Here is a 20,525-nt window from a genome sequence, read left to right on the forward strand (position 1 = left end):
TCTGCAAAGTTTGCTTATTATGGCATATGTTTCTACAATTTTTTTATAATTTGTTTTAATTGTCGCAGAAAGGGTATACCAAATTCGGCTTATATATTGTAAATTTTGCGATGATTTAGCAATGTTAAAAAATGACAAAATTTCAGGTAATTTAATGAAGCTCATTTTAAACTGAATTGACAAAAACAGTTCATGTATTTTGTGTAACGGCTGTAGAATTTTCTCCAATTACAAGTAGCTCATTCCAACGAGTTAGATAGTTTTTTGAACGGTGACATTGTTTCATATGCCAAGATGGACTACGGGAATGATAACCGACTTGTAGATAGTGACTGCCGAATCGATTACGAACTGTACTTAGGGTTTTCATGAGTTGTTGTCTTTGCTGAATCAACTCAAGAGGTTGCCATAAGTCATCAATGTGATGTTGACGGGCATGCAAACCACAAAATAAGACTCCAATCTTAATATATTTTTTATTTTCTTTATATAAAACATCAATTTGTTGCATTGCTGCTTTAGTTAATATGCATAGATCATCTGTTGCATACGTTAAACCTATCGCTTGAGATGATGCTTTTTTATAAGGTGGTTTATCTGTTTTTTCATAAAGCATGACTTGAATACAGGCACACAGCTGTTCCTGTTTCATTAAGCGTCGGTGAGCACGATTGAGATGAAAGATAAGCGCTTGTTTAATAATCTCAATACTGGATAAAGCTTGAGCGAAACTTCGTGATGCTAAAATTCGTTTTGTTAAGATAGCAGGATCATCAAGTTGGATGCAGGATTGGCCTTTTAGCTCACGAATAGTACGTGCCATAACCACAGAGAAAGCTTTTGCTAGACGGTGTTCATTGGCAAAAGTTAAGTCTAGGCATGAATAAATTTCATAGCTTCGTAATTGTTTGACCAATTGATAGCCAATTCCCCACACTTCTTTGACAGAAGTTTGTTGCATGAGGTCTTCAAGCAGTAGGGGATCTAAAGTAGTGAAATTACAAATTCTATTAAAGCTTTTAATTTTTTTAGCATAGTGATTGGCTAACTTGGCCTGAGTTTTTGAATATCCGATGCCAATACAGCAAGGTAAGCTTAACCATTTTTCTAGTGTTTCTACTGCTTTGGCACAATGAGAATGGATATCTAGAGATTGAAGATAAGGGGTTAAACGGATAAAGCATTCATCAATAGAATAAGCTTCTAAATCATCGGGTGAGAAGAATTCACCTAAAACCGAAAAAAAGCGACGAGACATCTCAGCATATAAAGTGTAGTTACTTGAATAGACATGTACGCCTGCTTGGAGAGCTTCTTCTTCAATTTGGTACCATGGGATTGCCATCTTTATCCCCATGTTTTTTGCTTCTTCACTGCGTGATACAACACATCCATCATTATTGGAAAGCACGACAACTGGCACGCCAATAAGTTTGGGGTCAAATAGTCGCTCACAACTGACATAACAGTTATTGATGTCTACAAGCGCGTAAATTTCGCGGTGTGAGATGTCCATTCTGACTTGCCCCATTAAAAATGTTGGTAAAACCACATGGTTTTGAATATGTAACAAAATCAAGTTAACAAAATTTCTAGTGGAAAGCTAGGGGAGTTCCGACAGCCGGCTTTTACTAATAAAGCAAAGAAAATAAAACTTTATTTTTTAATAAAAAAAGGAGATCGCGCTGATCTCCTTTTTTGTGAATCACTCTATGTTAGTTTTGATTACCACTTGTGACTATAAGTCACTTTAAGCGTTGCGCCATTTGCGACTAAGTGGCTGGTGTTATTACCAGATCTTAGTAATTGGCTATAGAGAGGATAGTACTTGCGGTTAAACATGTTCTCTAAACCAATTGTCACAGTGTCTTTTTTGTTAAGCGCAAAACTACTGATTAGATCTGCTGTTGTATAAGTTTTTACATCGGCACGACCAGAGATAGTGGCATCATTTAAGCGATAATCTTCTGAACCGAAGTAAGTGGCTTGTAGACGGTTGGTCCAGGTCTCAGTTGGGCTGTAAGAAATATAACCTGTGAGTTTTAATGGTGGAATACGGAAGCCTGTCATGTCTTGTTCAGCACCATCTTGCGGTTTTTCGCGACCTTTCATCCACGTAACACTACCACCAGTTCCCCAAACACTGGCATCGTCAAGATAGTCAAAAGTTGCTTCCACACCAGTAACTTTTTCTTTGGTTCTAGTAAGAATTAATCCGTTACCAAAGGATTGAACGCCGCCTAAGTCAGAAGTAGAGTGGAAGACTGCTAAGCTTGAAGAGAAATTATTGAAGTTTCCTTTCCAGCCCAACTCATAGTTATCAACTTTTACAGGCTCTAAGAATGACGAACCAAGGTTGAAATTTGTGCTGGCATTGCGAATGACTACACCGACATCAGGCAGCTGGAAACCTTGGTTAAACGATGCATAGATTGAGTTTTGATCATTAGGTGAGAAAGTCACATTAGCATTGTATAACCATGCATCGGCTTTCACTTTTCCGCCTGGAACTGTGTAAGGATCGGGTTCGCCTAATTGCGATAATGGAATAAAGCTATCAATTTGTGCATAGCTGTCTTCATAACGTGTACCCGCTTCAGCTGACCATTGGTCATTAAAACGGTGTTTTAACTGTATAAAACTACCAACACTTTGAGTGGTGAGTTCAGGTAAATAAGTAAGCTTGCCAGTTTTTACAAACTCTAGGCCACCAGATTGCTCATAAATGTCACGATCAAAAATATCTAAAGGCATTTCGCTTTTTTCGAGGCTGAAATCACCACCCCAAACCAATGATGTATCGCCTAAAAACTCAAGTGGTGTGGTTACAGTTAAGCGGCTACCGAGTACGTTATTCTCTTGATAAACTTGGTCTACCTGTCCACCTCGATTCGGATTGTTTTTTGCATCAAATGGTGAAAAACGGGTAAAGAAGTCGCGGTAATAAATTTGAGCATCTACCTTATTACCTAATAAGTCTTTATTGGTATAGGTCAAATTGTAGATCTGGTTTTCATTTTTATTTTGGTCTTTAAGCTTTAATCCTTTAATTGCTTTGGCTGGCACTGTACCAGCTGGAGCTTTTTTAACACTTGGGTCAGATGCATAATCTGAGTCTTGCTCTGCATTATAGTAGTTTGCAGCAAATTGTAGATATTGATTGTCATCAATATGGTAACTCAGCTTACCGCCTATGCTATAACCATTTGAGTCGTAAAGGTCGCCCTGACTTGGTTCAGGTGCAACACGGTCACCACTTGCATCGTATGGGCTACCAATACGTTGATAACCAAAATCGAATGCATAATCAAAGGCGTTAAAGCTGCCTGTGAAATATTGGTGAATATCTCCGCCTAAAGCATCAGAACGGAAATTCGTTAAAGGCGTTTGTAGTCCAATAACGGTTTTTGCTGTAGGTTCACCACCCGCAGCTTTTGTGGTAATTGAAATAATTCCACCCGCAGCACCACCGCCATAAATTGCGTTACTGCCGCGAATCACTTCAATGTTCGCAATACTTTCAGGATCAATTGCTGAAAGTCCGCGTGATGTATCGCGAGTAAGGTTCATTGGCACGCCATCGACCAAGATGAGGGCATTACGACCACGTAAGGTTTGACCATAATCGGTAATAGTTCGGCTTGAGTCCGATAGGCCTGGTACGGCTTTCGCTAAAACAGTCGCGATACTTCCAGATGAACCATTTCTTAAAAGTTCAATTTGTTTTTCATCTAACTTGGTGACTTGTTTGGCAGAGGTAGAGAGTTCATCTGCACGTGAAGCAGTAATTGTAATTGTAGGGAGTGCTTCTGGTTTCTTTTCTGTTTCTGTAGTTTCAGCAGGTGAAGCTGCAAATGCTGAGTTTGAAAGGAAAATGGCTCCGCCAAGTGAAAGAAGTGGAATAATATTTTTAACTTCAGACTTTCTTGTAAAAAGTTTATTACTTTTTATCTTATGTCCCATTATCTCGCCCTGAGAGTGATTTTAAATTGAGCGAATTATAAATAAGAATCATTGTAATTAACAATATTATTAATTGCTTAAAAATAATATATTTGAAATTTATTCAATGAATTAGGGAATGGGTGTCTTTCTCTTTGACCTTTGAATGGCTGCTTTGCCACGACATTCCCATCGACTGAAAAAGGGTAGCAGCACCTTCAATAATATCGATGCCTTCGACTTTTAAAATTTCATCAAGTTGTTCTAGTCCTTCTAAGCTTTCAATCATAGCAACGACAACCGTTTTGTTTACTGTGTGTTGAACAAAACTAGCTAAATCGTCAATGCCATATCGATTTAACCTTGTCGAATTGAATCCTCTTTGCCCAAGCGGCATATAGTGACAATAGGGCACGGCTTCTTTTGCTTGTTGAGCATTTTCAATGCGCGGAAACACAATGCCCGTTACACCTGCATCGAGCAGAGGTAAAACTAGGTGGTTAGCTTTATTCAGGAACAAGAAGAAAGCATTGAGGAGGCTAAGTTTCTGTTTATTTTGTTAAAAATCATAAAATAACTGAGATTTATATCACATTTAATTAAGATAAATTTATCTGATTCAATTTTATATTAATCAGTATGTTGGGAAATTCAAGGTTGAATTTTTTAGTTTGAGTGGTTTGAATTGATTTTACTGTGTAAAAAAAATGAAGAGTTGTTAAGGTAATGTAATTTTTTAATATTGAATGTAAATAATAATAATTATCATTTGTATTTGCGATTAAATATGGATATTCTCCATAGGTATTTATCCCTCCACAGAGTAATCCTGATGAGATCAATCACAAATAAAATTGCCTTGCAGCATTTAGTGAACTCATATTTACAAGAAACAGGTCATGGACGTTTTCTCTCTTTAACAGAACAATCCCCTCATTTAACAGAAAGAGGTAAGGGCAAAGTTTTACTGAGTATCCCTTTACACGCAATTAATGGGTTTCTTTATGCACCGATTGAATATTTCAGTCAGGTGGGGCGACACCGTTTTGCTGACTTGCCGTGGGTTGAGCGAGAAGGCCAATATCTAGCACTTAGCCCCGTAAATATTGCGTCAAATCTACTGGAAAATTTAATTGAACAATCCAAAGCTCAGCAACTTGACGCATCTTCATTGCTGGAATGTTGGATTCAGAGTCACAGAGCACTGCAGCAATTTCTCAGTCATCGTGAACCAGATTTTGATCAGATTATAGCAAAACAGCAAAATTTTATTCAGAGTGAACAGGCATTGGTACTTGGTCACAGCATGCATCCTTCACCCAAAAGTCGTCAGGGTTTTGTACAGGATGACTGGAAGATTTTTTCACCTGAAACACAAAATACCTTCAAAATGCAATTTCTATATGTGCACCCAGAATATATTGTTTCTGATAATGCACATAAAATTGATATTCCCACACAGTTCAAACATGATTTAGAACCATATTTCAATACGTTTCACCGCGCAAAAATAGCCCAATTTCCTGATTATGCCTTGTTGCCTTTACATCCATGGCAGGCACGTTATCTAAAGGATAAGGAATGGTATCAACAGCTTTTACATGAAGAGAAATTGATTGATTTTGGCGCACTAGGCTGGGATGTTAAAGCAACAACTTCAGTACGTACCCTGTACAGTGAGCAATCACCGTGGATGTTCAAGGCATCAATGACAGTGGCTGTGACTAATTCAGTTCGGGTCAACCTGTATAAGGAATGCCATCGTGGTTTGTTGAGTTATCAACTGTGGCATGATGATTGTCTAAGTGAATTCAGGCAGCGAAATCCGAACCTTCAAGCTTTGAGCGATCCTGCTTGGATTGCATTGAAATTTGATGGTCAAGTATTAGATGAAACCATCTGTATTTTGCGTGAAAATCCATTTAAGGCCAGTGATGATGTGACTTGTATTGCTTCATTGTGTCAGGATCATCCTGTATTGGCAAAAAATCGTTTCAGTGAAATTTTTGCAGATATTTCAAAACAAACAGGTCAGTCTCAGTCACAAGTTGCCTTGCTATGGTTTGATCGCTTCCTAGAAATGACCATTCTGCCATTGATGGAGTTGTATCATGAATATGGAATGGCTTTTGAAGCACATCAACAGAATACCTTGATTGAACTGGAACAGGGTATGCCTAAAACAGTATGGTTTAGGGATAATCAAGGATTTTACTATATCCGTGAGCTTGCCACAGAAATTTTGAAACATTATCCAACATTGGCAACAGATGGTCAGGCAGTGTGCCCATTGTCACTGGTCGATGAACGTTTCCGTTATTACTTTATTGGTAATACCTTATTCGGTCTCATTAATGCCATAGGTATGACTGGTGCCGTTCAGGAGCAACAATTAATTGAAATGCTGCAATCCTACCTGTTGCAGGCCTATCAGAAATATCCTGAAAGCAATTTATTAAAGACAGTTTTACATCATGAAACTTTCCCTTATAAAGGCAATATGATGACACGTCTGTATGAACTGGATGAGTTGCAAGCTGATATTTCTCAGCAATCAATTTATGTTGATTTAAAAAATCCACTTTATGTTAGACAAGTTATTGAGGAGGCCGACTATGCTTGATTTTATCGGTGTTGGTCTTGGGCCCTTTAATCTAAGTCTTGCTGCGTTGGTGAATCAGCATGCCTCATTGAAGTATTGTTTCTTTGAAAAACGGGAAAATTTTGACTGGCATGCAGGATTACAGCTACCCGGTGCGATGTTGCAGGTCCCTTTTATGGCCGATTTGGTTAGTCTGGTTGAACCGACAAGCCCTTATAGTTTTCTGAACTATTTAAAAGCACAGCAACGTCTCTATAAGTTTTACTTCCGTGAGAATCTGTATATTCCACGAAAAGAATATAACCATTATTGCCAGTGGGTCGTACAACAGTTGCGTGATCTACATTTTGGTCAGCGAGTGGTGGATGTTGCTCCAATCTCTGGAGGTTTTCAGGTGATTGCTGAACAGTGTGGACGATTGTCCATTCATCAGACCCGTAATCTGGTATTGGGGGTGGGAACGGTGCCGCGATTACCCAAACCATTACAAACAATTTCAGAACAAACCGCATCTTGTTTGCACTCTTCAAGCTATCTACAGCAGTGTGCCGATAATCTTTCTGGCAATGTGGTACTGATTGGCTCTGGTCAGTCTGCGGCGGAAATTTTTATTGATTTATTTGATCAGCAGATTTCATCAGAAACAGGCAAGCCGAGATTCCATTTATATTGGTTGACTCGCTCCGCAGGTTTTTCACCCATGGAAAATACACCATTGGGTCTGGAAAGCTTCAGTCCAGATTACATGCGTTATTTCTACCATTTACCAGAAGCTCTCAAGGATACTCTGCCAACTGCACAAGCCCACTTGTACAAGGGAATCAGTAGCAGAACTATTCAGGAAATCTATGAACGCCTTTATCACCGTAGTATTGGGCAAGCGGATACCTGTGTGACTATTGCTGGCAACTATCAGTTGGAGAATGCACAGTTACTTGGTCCGAATAATATTCAACTTGAGTTTTTACAGATTCAGCAACAGCAGATGTTGAAACTCAGAGCAAGTACAGTGATTGCAGCAACGGGTTATCAATATCCTGCACAGACATTTCTGAATAAGCTAAATGACAGGATTGTATTAGATACCCAGCAACGCTGGAAAATTAGTGAGCATCATCAACTGCAGTATCAGGGGGATGGTGAGATTTATGTACAAAATACCAGTCTCCAACATCATGGCGTTGGTACTCCAGATCTGGGATTGGGTGCATTCCGTTCCGCACGGATTGCCAATCAGATTCTGAAAGAAAACTATTTTGATGTAGACGGGAAACAAGGCTTTCAGGATTTTCAGCTTGATAGTCAGGCCCTGACGACTGAATTCCAGATAAATAATTCCCGAACAAATACAGTCATGCCGCATCCCTCTGGGAAAACCGATGATCAGTATTTAAAAGTCATGAGCAAATAACACAGGGGACAGGAGATGGCTGAACAGCCACAATCACTGTTGCAAGTAGAAAATCCTGTATCTACAGGGTTACAACGTTGGGTGATGATCTGTGTGATGTTGGGGACTGGCACCGTCAGTATAAACAACAGTAGTTTTAACCCCGCTATTCCTCAGTTGATGCATGATTTTCAGATTAATGAAACAGCAGTTAGCTGGGTCATGGTTATTTTTCTGCTGAGCATGAGCCTGAGTCTATTGCTTACAGGTTATTTGAGTCAGAGATTTGGTAAACGTCAGGTATATCTGACTGCGCTGACAGTCTTTGGTTTGAGCTCACTATATGGTGCTTTTGCAGGGCATTTTGAAACTGTACTGCTGGTTCGTGCCTTACAAGGCTTTTCAAGTGGATTGATGATCCCTCTGTCACTGGGAATTATATTTATGGTAACTCCGCGTGCGCAGCGGGGCAGTGCTACGGGATTATGGGGTGCCATGATCATGCTGACTTTGGCATGTGGACCCATGCTGGGTGCACTGGTTTTGGTGTGGTGGAACTGGCAGACCTTATTTTTATTGAATGTTCCCTTGGCGATCTGTGCATTAGTGATGGGGTTACGGTGGTTGCCGTCACAGCAGACTAATGTGAGATTGTTGCGTTTTGACTGGAGTGGTTTTGTCCTGCTTGCTGTGGGTATTGTAGTGTTGTTACTCAGCTTGAGTGGAATCCAACAGTTGAGTGACATTCAAACGTCTGAGTTTATGCTGTTGTTGAGTATAGGCATTACGGCATGTTGTGGCTTTTTCTGGTTTAGTCGTAATAAGCCCAATGCTTTAATTGACTGGCAACTGTTTACCAGTAGTGGTTTTAACTACAGTGTGATTATTTCAGTTGTGCATACCATCGGACTGTTCATTACCTTACTCCTGATCCCGCTACTGTTACAGAATACTTTAAAACTCAGTCCAGTGTGGACAGGATTGATCCTGATGAGTAGTGCACTGACCACCAGTCTATGTAGTCAATGGGCAGGTAAATATCTCGATCAACATGGTGCACGACAATTAATCTGTTTTGGTCTTCTGTTGACTGTTGCTGCATTTGCTGGTCTGGCATTGATTCCTGGCACACATGTTATATCCCTAATGTTTTGTATGATCTTGCATGGGTTGGGATTCGGTTTGTCTTATATGCCAGCGACAACAGCTGGGTTAAATAGTCTGGAAGATCAGGAACTGGTGACTCAGGGAGCAGCTGTTAATAACTTACTGCGCCGGATCTGCGCTGCAATTGCTGTCGTGATTGCTGCACTCTATCTGCAAATTCGTACGCACAATATTTCATATTCACCAGAACTTGCAATTGCTCAAATTCATGCAATACGGGAACTGTTTTTGATCTGTGCAGGAGTGATGCTGTTGGCGTTACCCGCTGCATGGAGGTTTCCGAGACAAAAGCAAGCGGATGTTTTGGTTCAAAATCAATAAAGGTAAAAATAATGGGCAATTTACATCCAGCACTTTCCACGACTACACATTCTGTGAATGCAAGCACTTTGGCTTGGCAACAGCCTGATCAAGCCACAATGAAAAAAGTTGAACAGCGTGTGATCAAACAATTACTGCAGGCATTGATTTATGAAGAGGTGATTCCAGCCCAGTTTGAGGATGGTGTTTTTTATATAGATGTGATGAATCCACAAGGGCAATCAGTACGTTACATAGCTGCAGGACAGCGACATCTCAGTTTTGGCCTAGTGCGCATGAATGCAACAGATGTCATCCGCGAAGATCATCAGGGACAGAAAACGGTTGCACAATTAAATTTAGTCATTGATGAGGTCATCCGAAGTATTCCACAGGCAGCCCAGATTGATGGTTTTATCAGTGAGTTGAAGCGAACTTTTATTCATGATGTGCAGTCTCAGCACTGTCAGAATGAGTATGCATTACCAGCAGCACAATATAGTTATGATGTGCTGGAAACTTATCTGATGGATGGCCATCCCTATCATCCTTGTTATAAATCCCGAGTGGGTTTTAATCTGCAGGATAATCTGAAATATGGGGTGGAATATGCACAACCTATTCATTTGGTGTGGATTGCAGTACATCAGTCCATATTTTCTCATAACGCATCCAGTCATTTGAATGCAGATGATTTCTTGCAGCAGCAGTTGACTGAACAGGATCAGCAAGAGTTTACAAAGGTTTTGGGGCAGCAAAAAAATGCAGATGAGTATATTTGGTTACCTGTTCATCCATGGCAATGGGAAAATACTGTTGTGCATGTGTTCTTTAAGGAAATTGCTGAACAGAAGATTGTTTATCTGGGACGAGGGGAATATGCCTATATTGCTCAGCAGTCACTGAGAACACTAACGAATTTGCAACATCCTGAAAAGCCCTATATCAAAATGTCCATGAGTCTGACAAATACCTCAAGCTCACGGATATTGGCCACACATACAGCAATGAATGGGCCATTAATTACAGATTGGCTCCAGGGTTTAAAAAAGAACAGTGAAATTGCCCAAAAATTGGATTTTGATATTCTTGGCGAAGTACATGCCTCAGCAGTAGATTTCACTCGTCTGCCTGCATCACATGCCAAACAGGCGTATGGAACTATTGCCAGTCTGTGGCGTGAAAGTGTTCAGCAGTATCTAAAATCTGGTGAAGACGCTATTCCTCTGAATGGAATTGGTCATGTTCAGCAGGATGGGAAGTTACTGATTCAACCATGGCTGGATCATTATGGTGTGGATGCATGGGTTGGACAATTGCTGTCTGTGGTCATTCAGCCAATTCTATATTTACTCTTTGCTGAAGGAATTGGAACTGAATCGCATGGGCAAAATATTATTTTGGTTCATCGTAATGGCTGGCCAGTACGGATCATTTTAAAGGATTTTCATGATGGGGTACGCTTCAGTCCTGATCATCTAACTCATCCAGAAGCTTTTCCAGCCTTGCATGCATTACCCGCGGAACATGCGAAAGCTAATCGCATGTCATTTATTCTCACGGATGACCTAAATGCGGTGCGGGATTTTAGTTGCGCTTGTCTATTCTTTGTTGCATTGAGTGATATCGCGATAACACTACAACAGCAGCTTGGCTTTAGTGAACAGGTCTTCTGGCAAAAAGCAGCAGATATTATTCATCATTTTCAGCAGCAATATCCCGAACACCAGTCACGCTATGCGGTGTTTGATGTCTTTGCAGAGCAATATTGTATTGAATCACTAACCCGCCGCCGCTTATTCGGAGATGGTGATGTGCAGATGCGTTATGTCAATAACCCTCTGTTCCATTTTCGTCAGCCTGTTTAGGGGGATAAACGAATGAATACCATGGTATTTTCACCTGCCGTTTCAGGGCAGGAGATATTGATGGATTTGGTCAATAGTCTACTTGCTGAACAATATATTTCAGAATTGGAAATCCTGACAAAAGATAAGGCTCAACGACTATGCAAACAAAGATTTCAGCATAGCTTTGAAATACTTTTCGACAGTTATACCGTTGGGGAGCATTTTGCAGTTTTATTTAATTCTGCACAGACTGAGTGTTTGATTCTACCGCTGAAACAGGGTTTGAAACAGCTTTGGCAGATGTATGTTGGAGCATCGATCTGTAAGCTTAGCTTGGACGAAGCACAGGGTTATCATGTTCAGAAACTAAATGCATTGCAGTTATTTGACTTCATGCAGCAATTACACTGCTTCAACTCTGCTGATAAAACAAAACTGGCAGATTTTCGTGCAGATTTAAAACAGGCAATGCAGCATGCAGAATTGTCTCAGCAACATCAACTATCCTCTTCACATTGGTTAACGCAGCATCCCGCAGACTTATTTATACAGCTGGAGCAGTATGCCGCTTTGCGGGATCGACCCTATCATCCGCTGGCCAAATTAAAGGACGGTTTTAGTCCCGATGAATATCAGTATTTCAGTCCTGAATTTGCTCAGGATATGAATGTTCACTGGGTTGCAGTAAATAAAGAAAAGTTGGTCTATGGGAAGGATGTTACTGAGATCAGCAGACAGCAACCTGCGCGTATTTTTCTGAATGCGGAACAATTCCTGATATTGAAACAGGAGTACGATGAAAAAGCGCTGGGGGATAATTATTTGGCAATTCCCCTACATGCGTGGCAGTTCAAGCATGTGCTGTCCGACAAATTTTCTGAAGAGTTGCGCCATAAGGATATTATCCCCTTAGCGTTCCAGTCTAGTGGCTGGTACGCCAGTTCGTCATTAAGAAGTCTACTTTCAGCGACACAGCCACAGGATAGCCTAAAATTACCGCTTGCAGTTAAGTCACTGGGTTCATTGCGTTTTTTACCAATTGTAAAAATGATCAATGGACAAAAGAATCAGCAACTGTTGCAGCTTGCTAAGCAAAAAGATGAGGTATTAAAAAGACGTTTATGGTTATGTGATGAAAATCAATGGTGGGCTTATCTTCCAGAGCAACAAGACAATTTAACGCCAGATAATTTAATGCTGTTCAACGAACGACCGATGCATCTCGCTGCACAGCGCCGAAGGATTCCTACTGAGTTGTTACAAGTACCTTATCAGATTATTCCTATGGCTAGCTTAGGGCAACTAATGGATGGGCAGGGATGTGTATTTGATTTGATTCTAAAATGGCAGAATTTAACTGTTACACCACAGCATATCTGCAATACTTTTGCTGCATTATGCCGTGATTTCTTTGAGGTAAATTTACGCCTGTTCCGTCTTGGTTTGATGGGCGAAATTCATGGTCAAAATATTTGTATTGTGCTGGAACAGGGGCAGTTCGCTGGTTTCATGCTCCGCGACCATGATTCTGTCCGTATTTATCAGCCGTGGATGCAGCAGCAGGGCCTACCTGATCCTGAGTACCTGAGTCCACATGATTTTCGTATTACGTTGTATCACGACAGCGTGAAAAGTTTGATTCTCTATCTGCAGACACTCGGTATACAGGTCAATCTGGCCAGTATCTTGGAAACCGTTGCAGAGTTCTATCAGATTGACTCGGCAGATTTATGGCGCGTATTGGCTCAGCAGTTACAGCAAGCGCTGGATGATGTGCCATTTACGGATGCAGCCCGCGCTGAATTAAAGCATATCCTGTTTGATAGTGAGTTGTGGCCATATAAGCAACTGATCCGTCCGTTACTTGAGCAAGATAATCGGGTGGGAAGTATGCCAAGCAGTATGGGAACTGTGCCGAATGTATTCAGGAGTGTTGTTTAATTTCATGAATAGAGAAAACTCAGGTGTGCAGTCACAGATTGAAGTATTGAATATTGAGTCTGATTTTAAAATGACAGAATCTGATATACCAGTACTTAGACAGTTGCTGGCTGAACGCTTGAATATTCAATTTGATGTGCTGCCTGTAGAGGAACAGCAGATACTGAGTTTTACAGATCTGCTAAATCCCTCTGCATGTCTGACAGCATTAAATGATTTTGGTTCCCGCGTGGGTGCGGTGAGTTTAACCTGCACTACATCCATGTTCATTAAATACTGGGCTGTTCCTCTATTATTTCCATATTTTTATGCCGTGACTTCTGAGGAAATTGATTTGCCATGGGAAATATCTTGTATTTCCACAGTATTGCCTCCTGACTGGTATTGGGACAGAACACTGCATCTGATTAATCTGCCTCAATTACAGTATGGAATCAGTAGAAAACAGCAATCTTTTGAAGGATATGTGCGATTCATACTAGATGATCTGCAAAAGTTATTTGATGTCCTTGCCCGTATAGGGAAAGTACAGAAATTTTTGTTGTGGGAAAATACTGCATTACGAATTCTACAATTTTACGACATGATGAACAGAAAAGGGGGGAGCACAGCTTTACTCAGCCGTATCCAGTTTCAACGGCAGTTTTTGATAGATTTACCTGCAGCTGATCTGGGCCTAAAACAGAACCCATTTTATTTACTGGATCAGAGTCGGCAACAATCGTCCACGACCTATCAACGTAAAAAATGCTGCTTTTATTTTCAGTTACCTGAAGCACAAAAAGAATATTGTGCAAGCTGTCCATTACTGAGACAGGATGAACACAGAGGTCAATACTCATGCAAGACCAGTTAAATAATTTGATCCAGAGCTATGCAGGTATTGCGAGCTCAACTATTGGTCATGTACTGGACCAAGGGCATTTACCACAGATTCATGCGATTAACCAAATTGGGCATGTTGTGGGGCGAGTGCGTACGGCTACATTACATTCAGTCAATGGTATGGCACTGCGTCAGGCTTTGCTGAATAGTCAACCGGGTGATGTACTGGTCATTGATGCACGTCAGTTGGAACATCGTGCCTGTTGGGGAGAACAGCGACATCGCGCTGCCATATATCATCAGCTTGCCGCTGTAATTATATTGGGTGCAGTAACGGATGTAACTGCTTTAAGAAACATGAAGGTCCCCGTTTTTGCTTCATCGGTCAGTTGTCTGACTACACGTCAGCAGGGAGAATGTGTGGTGGAGTTTGACCAGCAAATACAGATGGGAGATACCTGTATTTCCTCTGGTGACTTAATGGTCGGAGATGCCGATGGTGTATTTATTTTGAATCCAGATATTGCCCATCATCATCTCGAGCAGTTTCAGCAAATGGAAATCCAAGAACGGCAGAAACGGGACCAGTTTTTCAGCGAACATTCAGCACAGGATTATTACCACTTTACTGCATCTGCATGAAATTGAATTGAGTAAATATTTATGATGACATTATCTTCACAGCTGTTGGATGAGTTCCATTACGAGGAAAGAGGAATAGCTTATGGATTAAGGGCTGTGCAACTTCCGCAGGATTTTCCATTATTGTATAAATGGATGCATGAACCTCATGTGATTCCTCAGTGGCAACTGAATAAACCAGAGCTTGAACTGGCAGTTTATTTTGAAAAGATGATTTGTGATGATCATCAGCGGTTATTTATTATTACGATTGAACATACAGACGTCGGTTATCTTGAGATATATGAAGCCAAGCGCGATCGACTGGCACTTTATTATGATGCTGATGACTCTGATTTGGGCTGGCATATTTTACTCGGTGAAAAAAATGTGCTTGGGCAAGGGCATTTCAGAGCTGTCATGCGCATGATGAGTTATTTTATTTTTGAAAATTCAGCTGCCAGTAAAATTGTGGGTGAGCCGGATGAAAATGTAAAATCTTATGCCTATATTGCAGAAGATATCGCTTACCAAGCGCAGAAAAAAATAAAGATGTTAGAAAAAACAGCAGTTCTATATCATTGTTATCGAAATGAATTTTACTCACGCTGTGGAAGTTATCGGCAACGTAATGGGCTAAATGAATCAGAAATGAGAGTACAGTAAAATATAATAAATCAATAACTTATTTTTATTTCGAATAGTCAGGAGCAGTTTGATCTACAGCATCATTTTTCATAATCATATGCTCCTACATACCATCTTAATCCATGATCGATTAAAGAATGAGGGGCAAGTTTTTTAGGAAAAACCATGATCTACTGAACTGTACTAAACAATAAAAAAGCTATTCGTAATGTTGGTTTATATTTTCATCGTTCCTAGTGCTGTATATCTTTTAATGCAGGAAAAGAAACGAATATTTTTTTAAGAATATACTAGGTTCTGTACGAGAAGATGATAAAAATAGTCTTAAAGCCAAAATTGGAGAGAAGAAAGGTGAGTAAATTGAAATCAAGAGTGCTGAGGTTTTATTAAGAGGTGTAGGGAAAAATGCTTTAATCCAATATGCATCTAAAGCTAAAGATCAAAATGGAAATATTATCTCTATTAAAGTGAAAGTAAAAATTCCAAATGATTCACTTTTAATTATACGAAGATAGCCTGATAAAAATAATAATAGATTTTATATTATTTGAAGAGCTAAGCCAAAAAATTACTAATCTTGATAAATCAGACTGTTAAAAAAAGTCGAATTTTAATATCTGTATTTCTCTCTAATAGAGTAAGAGAGGCTAAATGAAATTGTGAAAGATTGATTGATAATCAACCGTTAAACGTGACAAATCATTAAAAAAGCCCAGACACTAGGGTTGGACTTTTTATTAAATAATAAGGCGTATTATGTTGATTTTAGAAAATTTAGAACATTTCCTCCCAGCCCTAAATTTAATAATCTATAGTGTAACTTAGCACAAAAGTACGACCTTCAGCTGGGATTGCTAACAATGAGTTAGCATTGGTTACTGCTGCTTGTTGAGCGAATACAGTTTTATATTGATTTCCCCATAGATTGTAGACACCAAAGTCCATACGACCTTTCGCCACAGGAAAATGTGCTAATACATCCATGGTTGTATAACCTTTAATCTCTGCTGCGCTATTACTATCACTCAGTCCAGCTGATTTTAACTCTAGATCGTCTTTATAGGCTTTATCAGTTCCTTTGATTGCAAGCATTTGAGCACGTACACCATAGCCTTCTGTATTATTCCATTCAGCAAACAACGTACCTTTCATTGGTGAAACTGCAAAAGCATTTAACTCATGCCAATTATTGGCCTCATCCTTGTACTGACCTCTTGTATAACCTAAAGTCCCACCTACCTTATAATTTTCCATGAATGGGTAACTTACTGTTGCTTCAGCCCCATAAACTCGCTGGTCGGTATCAACAACATTTACAGAGCGATCCGAGTTAAATTGAACGACTTTATCAGAAGTATTATAAAAACCTGTTAGGCCCAAATTTAAACCTTTATCTTGGTTCAAGCGCCAGCCTATTTCATAGCTATTCACAGTGATCGGAGCAATACCAGACGTAGTTAAGGTATATGCTGCAACATCACGTAATACACGTTGCACATCTGGATAACTGTAGCCTTGTGAAAAGTTAGCATAGACTTGCTGAGCATCATTGAGTTTATAGACAGCACCTAGGTTAAACAGGAATTTATCTGAATCTGTAGAGTCTGCAGCCATTAATGTATATGGCTTACGTGCAGTTAAATAGCTGTCTGTGTCCGCTTGAACATATTGGTAACGCACTCCAGCTTGAATATTAAGCTGATCTGTTACTGCATAGTCCCCTTGTATAAAGGTGGCAATATTTTGAATTTCAGTATCTGGTCCTGAGCCTTGTTTTTCTCCAGTTGGGGTATAAACTAAACCATTATTGCTTGGCATATAGTAGTCCGCCCACTGATGATCTTTTTCCCAGTCATAGTCTAAGCCATAAGTTAGTTTTAAATCACGGTCAGCAACTACAAGATCAGACTGTAAAGTTGAACGAATACCTGCATAATCCACATTTGATTGACTTTGCTTTACACTAACACCGTCAGCTGAATAACCATAAGGTACAAAGCGTGACTTCTCATTTCGATAGTAAGCTTCCACATTCAGAACTTGACCTAAGAAATCCTGATTTTGGTACTGTGTATTAAAAGCATAACGTTCAGTAAACGGCTGATTATCTAAGCTCCAACCTTTGACAGCTTTGTAAGATGGATCTGTTTTTGTGAGTAAATAAGAATAATCAGGCCCATATTCTGTATCTTGCTCATCTTTATAATACTGAGCACCAAAACTAAGAGTCTGATTATCTGTTAAATTAAAGTTAACACGGCCATTCACATCAATAGTGTCAGTATCCATAGTGCTACCCTGCCAAGGGCTTAATGAAATACGATCCCCATTACCATCAAATTGAGAGCCTCGATTGGTATAGTCTATGCCAAGAAAACCGTCGACTTTATCATTTGCAAATGAAGCCGTTTGGCCAACTTGATAAGCCAGACTATCACCGCGGAAATTATCGGCCGATGTCACACCTAATTTTGTTTGAAAGCTAACAGGCTTAGACTTGTCAGCACGTTTGGTAATAATATTAATAATTCCGCCAGTCGCACCTGAACCATAGATACTGGTCGCACCTGAAACTACCTCAATATGATCAATCATATTTGGGCTAATACTATTCAACTGACGTGCTACATCACGTGAACCCGTTTGTGATACGCCATCAATCATCACTAGTACATTACGTCCACGCATAGTTTGACCATAATTACTACTCGTTCCACTGCTTGGTGCTAAAGATGGAACTAGTTGTGCCAAAACATCTGCAACTTTACGACCTGGACCAGCCTGTTGCGCAATTTCATCAGCAGAAATGGTTTGAACTGTTCCCGCAATTTCAGAAATGCTTTTGGGTGTACGTGTCGCTGTTATCACAATTGTCGGAAGTTTAGCTTCAGCATTTTGTGATTCAGTAGTTGTTTTAATTGAATCATCGGCATAGAGATGGGTACAAATTGCTGTTGTAAGTAAGCAAAGACTGAAGTGTGACAAGCGCATTTTTATTCCCAATCAGTAAGTATTAATATTAATGCAAATAGTAGTCATTACCATTATGAATGTAAATAGTAGTCATTACTATTATAGATGTAAAATCTTTATTGGTTATTTAACATGGTAATTCCCCTAAAAATAAAGGGTTATGCGATTATGGACACTCTAGTGAATTTCCCAGCTTATAAGGGGCGTGTGGATTTTGATCGAGTGGCAGTTATTGATATGAAAATGTCTGAAAATGATATGTTTAGATAGATATGATCATTTCCATAAGCGCTATATTTTCAATGGATCAGTTGAGCCTAGAAAATATAGTAATGCATGTTTCGCATTTTGTCTTATGGGTCTTTCAAGCTGTCTTTTTTATAAAAGACAGCTTTTTTTATGCTGATTTGACTCTTAGATTACTTATGAAGAATATCGCTGTTTGGCTTGTTCATAAGCCTCAAGATTAATGCATTGAGCACCCAAGCTTGTGATTTGTGCTTGGTCAATTTGAAGTTCATCCCACTTTTGCATTTGCTCAAGCAGCCAATAAAAGTCTTCTACTTTTGGAAGCGCACTTTCTTTTACTAAATGACGAACAATATCCTGAATCTTAAAATATTTATCGACATGCACTTCTTCTGAGCAATGAAAACGAACAATTTCAAACTCAACCAATAACTTTAAAATTGGAGCAAAATCTTGGAAATCACTCAATTCTTGTTGGGCTTTCATAATTGCTGCGGTGAGCGCGACTAGTGTTTGTGGGTGCTGGTTTGCCCATTCTTGTGTTACGGCTAAAACCTTGTCAGCCACAGGAGGAATAATGTTTTGGCTTGAGCAGATCATTTTACTTAAACCAAGAAGCTCGCCTTGGGTATTCCAAGGTTCACCCACACAAAAACCATCAATCACATGTTTATCGAGTGCTTCGACCATATATGGTGGCGGTAATGTTTTGAGCTGAATAGACTGCGCGATTTTTGGATTTGCTAAAGCCAACCATTCTCTTAAACAATAATGGTGAATAGAATGCTTAAACACATGCGCTAACGAAATAGAGTGACCTTGTTCAATATAGCTCGCTACTTTCTGTGCCGTTATTTGAGCTGTATCATTTTCTTTAATTGCAAGTTGATGAGTAAGTTTTTGACTTAAGCTAATGAAAGCACGGTTTTCACTTAAAACCAGTGATGTTTGCAGTGGCGTGCCAATTTGATCTGTGCCTACAGCCGCCGCAGGTAACATTGCAGATAAGCAGTGCGCTGCATCTAATAATCCAAAAGCCAAACGGTCTCGAAGACTTGCCCATGATGCTTCTTTAACTAAAGTGACGTCTAAACCAACTTCTTCAAAGAAGCCCCTTTGTTTTGCCCAAAGTAATGCAAGACAATCAAGCAAAGGAATATAGCCGAGTTGTAATTGAGTCTTTTCTAATATGCTCATTTATTCATCCTTTAGTTGGTTGCCAAGTAATTTTTGAGCGTCAAGTAAACGCCGTGCCATTTCTCCAATCGTAATTCGATGACTCATCGCATTTTTTCTAAGAAGCTGAAATGCAGTTTCTTCAGGTAGTCCATGCAATTGCATGAGTAGAACTTTAGCTTTTTCAACATCCTTACGGTCAGCAAGTTTGGTTTGAGCTTCTTTTAAATCACCTTCGAGTTTTTTATGCTTTTTATACTGCTCAATTGAGATTTCTAAAATGGTATGTAAGCGGGCAGGGTCTATGCCATCTACAATATAAGCAGTTACTCCTGCATCGATGGCTTGTTTGATGGTGTCTTTATCTGAATTTTTAGTGAACAGGACAGTCGGTAGATCATAGCTACTGACACAGCTTTCAATAATGTCGCGGTGAGGATGATCCATATCGAGCAAGATTACATCGGCTTGTAAATCTTCAAGACGAAAGATATTCAAGTGATCCAAAGTAAGGCAAGCGACCACTTCAAAGTCATTTTCAAGCAGACTGTTTTTTATATAGTCCGCTCGCGCATGATCATCATCAATAAGGGCTATTTTGAGTTTTGGCATAAGTTCAGAAAATCAGGCTAAGAAAATGCGCCAATTCGACGCGTTTTTTGTTATTGGGTTTTAAGCAAGATTAGTGCCATCCAAAATTAAACCAAAATCATGATTAATTGACATTCTAGGAGACCAAAAAGTTAGTTTGTTCGATCTTGGTGCAAAAATATGGTTTATTTTGTGGCAAAGCATATTTTTGTTTAAACCCTATGAGTGTGCAGTGATAGAGCAAGCAAAA

At 39.6% G+C, this 20,525-nt stretch carries 13 protein-coding genes and 2 pseudogenes; 9 read left to right on the top strand and 6 right to left on the bottom strand.

Annotated elements, in window-relative coordinates; translation table 11 throughout:
• Positions 1-190 precede the first annotated feature (190 nt).
• From MJX77_RS13020 to MJX77_RS13030, 3 genes and pseudogenes are all read right to left on the bottom strand, one after another.
• Positions 191-1,516 (bottom strand): Y-family DNA polymerase, encoded by a 1,326-nt coding sequence (locus MJX77_RS13020; RefSeq protein WP_252059298.1) that lies wholly within the window; start codon positions 1,514-1,516, stop codon positions 191-193.
• A gap of 209 nt (positions 1,517-1,725) precedes the next feature.
• A complete protein-coding gene (locus tag MJX77_RS13025) occupies positions 1,726-3,963 on the bottom strand; it encodes a TonB-dependent receptor (RefSeq protein ID WP_252059299.1) in 2,238 nt (745 codons plus the stop codon).
• Between the two features lie 127 nt (positions 3,964-4,090).
• Positions 4,091-4,450, bottom strand: a pseudogene (locus MJX77_RS13030) (aldolase/citrate lyase family protein); the annotation flags it as partial.
• A 324-nt stretch (positions 4,451-4,774) separates the two neighbouring features.
• On the opposite strand from MJX77_RS13030, the gene MJX77_RS13035 reads away from it, so the two are divergent.
• The 8 genes from MJX77_RS13035 to MJX77_RS13070 are packed head-to-tail and all read left to right on the top strand — an operon-like array spanning position 4,775 to position 15,304.
• Positions 4,775-6,565, top strand: a complete 1,791-nt coding sequence (locus MJX77_RS13035; RefSeq protein WP_252059300.1) for an IucA/IucC family protein — start codon at positions 4,775-4,777, stop codon at positions 6,563-6,565.
• Entirely contained in the window at positions 6,558-7,955 is a 1,398-nt protein-coding gene (locus tag MJX77_RS13040; protein ID WP_252059301.1) for a lysine N(6)-hydroxylase/L-ornithine N(5)-oxygenase family protein, read from the top strand. The genes MJX77_RS13035 and MJX77_RS13040 overlap by 8 nt, the downstream gene beginning before the upstream one ends.
• 15 nt (positions 7,956-7,970) lie before the next feature.
• The gene (locus MJX77_RS13045; protein ID WP_252059302.1) at positions 7,971-9,422 is read left to right on the top strand and encodes an MFS transporter; all 1,452 of its coding nucleotides are present in this window, start codon (positions 7,971-7,973) and stop codon (positions 9,420-9,422) included.
• Positions 9,423-9,433: 11 nt separating this feature from the next.
• On the top strand, positions 9,434-11,269 hold the full coding sequence (locus MJX77_RS13050) for an IucA/IucC family protein (protein WP_252059303.1): 1,836 nt from the start codon (positions 9,434-9,436) through the stop codon (positions 11,267-11,269).
• 12 nt (positions 11,270-11,281) lie between these two features.
• Entirely contained in the window at positions 11,282-13,192 is a 1,911-nt protein-coding gene (locus MJX77_RS13055) for an IucA/IucC family protein (RefSeq protein WP_252059304.1), read from the top strand.
• On the top strand, positions 13,170-14,048 hold the full coding sequence (locus MJX77_RS13060) for a (2Fe-2S)-binding protein (RefSeq protein ID WP_353619228.1): 879 nt from the start codon (positions 13,170-13,172) through the stop codon (positions 14,046-14,048). Before MJX77_RS13055 ends, MJX77_RS13060 begins: the two co-directional genes overlap by 23 nt.
• Positions 14,033-14,659 (top strand): RraA family protein, encoded by a 627-nt coding sequence (locus MJX77_RS13065; RefSeq protein ID WP_252059306.1) that lies wholly within the window; start codon positions 14,033-14,035, stop codon positions 14,657-14,659. Before MJX77_RS13060 ends, MJX77_RS13065 begins: the two co-directional genes overlap by 16 nt.
• Positions 14,660-14,680: 21 nt before the next feature.
• Entirely contained in the window at positions 14,681-15,304 is a 624-nt protein-coding gene (locus MJX77_RS13070; RefSeq protein ID WP_252059307.1) for a GNAT family N-acetyltransferase, read from the top strand.
• A 783-nt stretch (positions 15,305-16,087) separates the two neighbouring features.
• On the opposite strand, the gene MJX77_RS13075 is transcribed toward MJX77_RS13070, so the two are convergent.
• Positions 16,088-18,277: a TonB-dependent receptor gene (locus tag MJX77_RS13075; RefSeq protein ID WP_252059308.1), complete on the bottom strand. Its 2,190-nt coding sequence runs from the start codon at positions 18,275-18,277 to the stop codon at positions 16,088-16,090.
• Positions 18,278-18,561: 284 nt separating this feature from the next.
• Here MJX77_RS13075 and MJX77_RS13080 point away from each other — a divergent pair.
• Positions 18,562-18,657: pseudogene (locus tag MJX77_RS13080) on the top strand (hypothetical protein); the annotation flags it as partial.
• Positions 18,658-18,682: 25 nt separating this feature from the next.
• Here the strand turns inward: MJX77_RS13080 and MJX77_RS13085 are convergent.
• Entirely contained in the window at positions 18,683-19,705 is a 1,023-nt protein-coding gene (locus tag MJX77_RS13085; protein WP_252059309.1) for an ABC transporter substrate-binding protein, read from the bottom strand.
• A complete protein-coding gene (locus MJX77_RS13090; protein WP_005306352.1) occupies positions 19,706-20,296 on the bottom strand; it encodes an ANTAR domain-containing response regulator in 591 nt (196 codons plus the stop codon).
• Positions 20,297-20,525: the final 229 nt, after the last annotated feature.

It is taken from the genome of Acinetobacter sp. AHP123, from assembly GCF_023757925.1.
In the GTDB taxonomy this organism is placed as follows: domain Bacteria; phylum Pseudomonadota; class Gammaproteobacteria; order Pseudomonadales; family Moraxellaceae; genus Acinetobacter; species Acinetobacter oleivorans.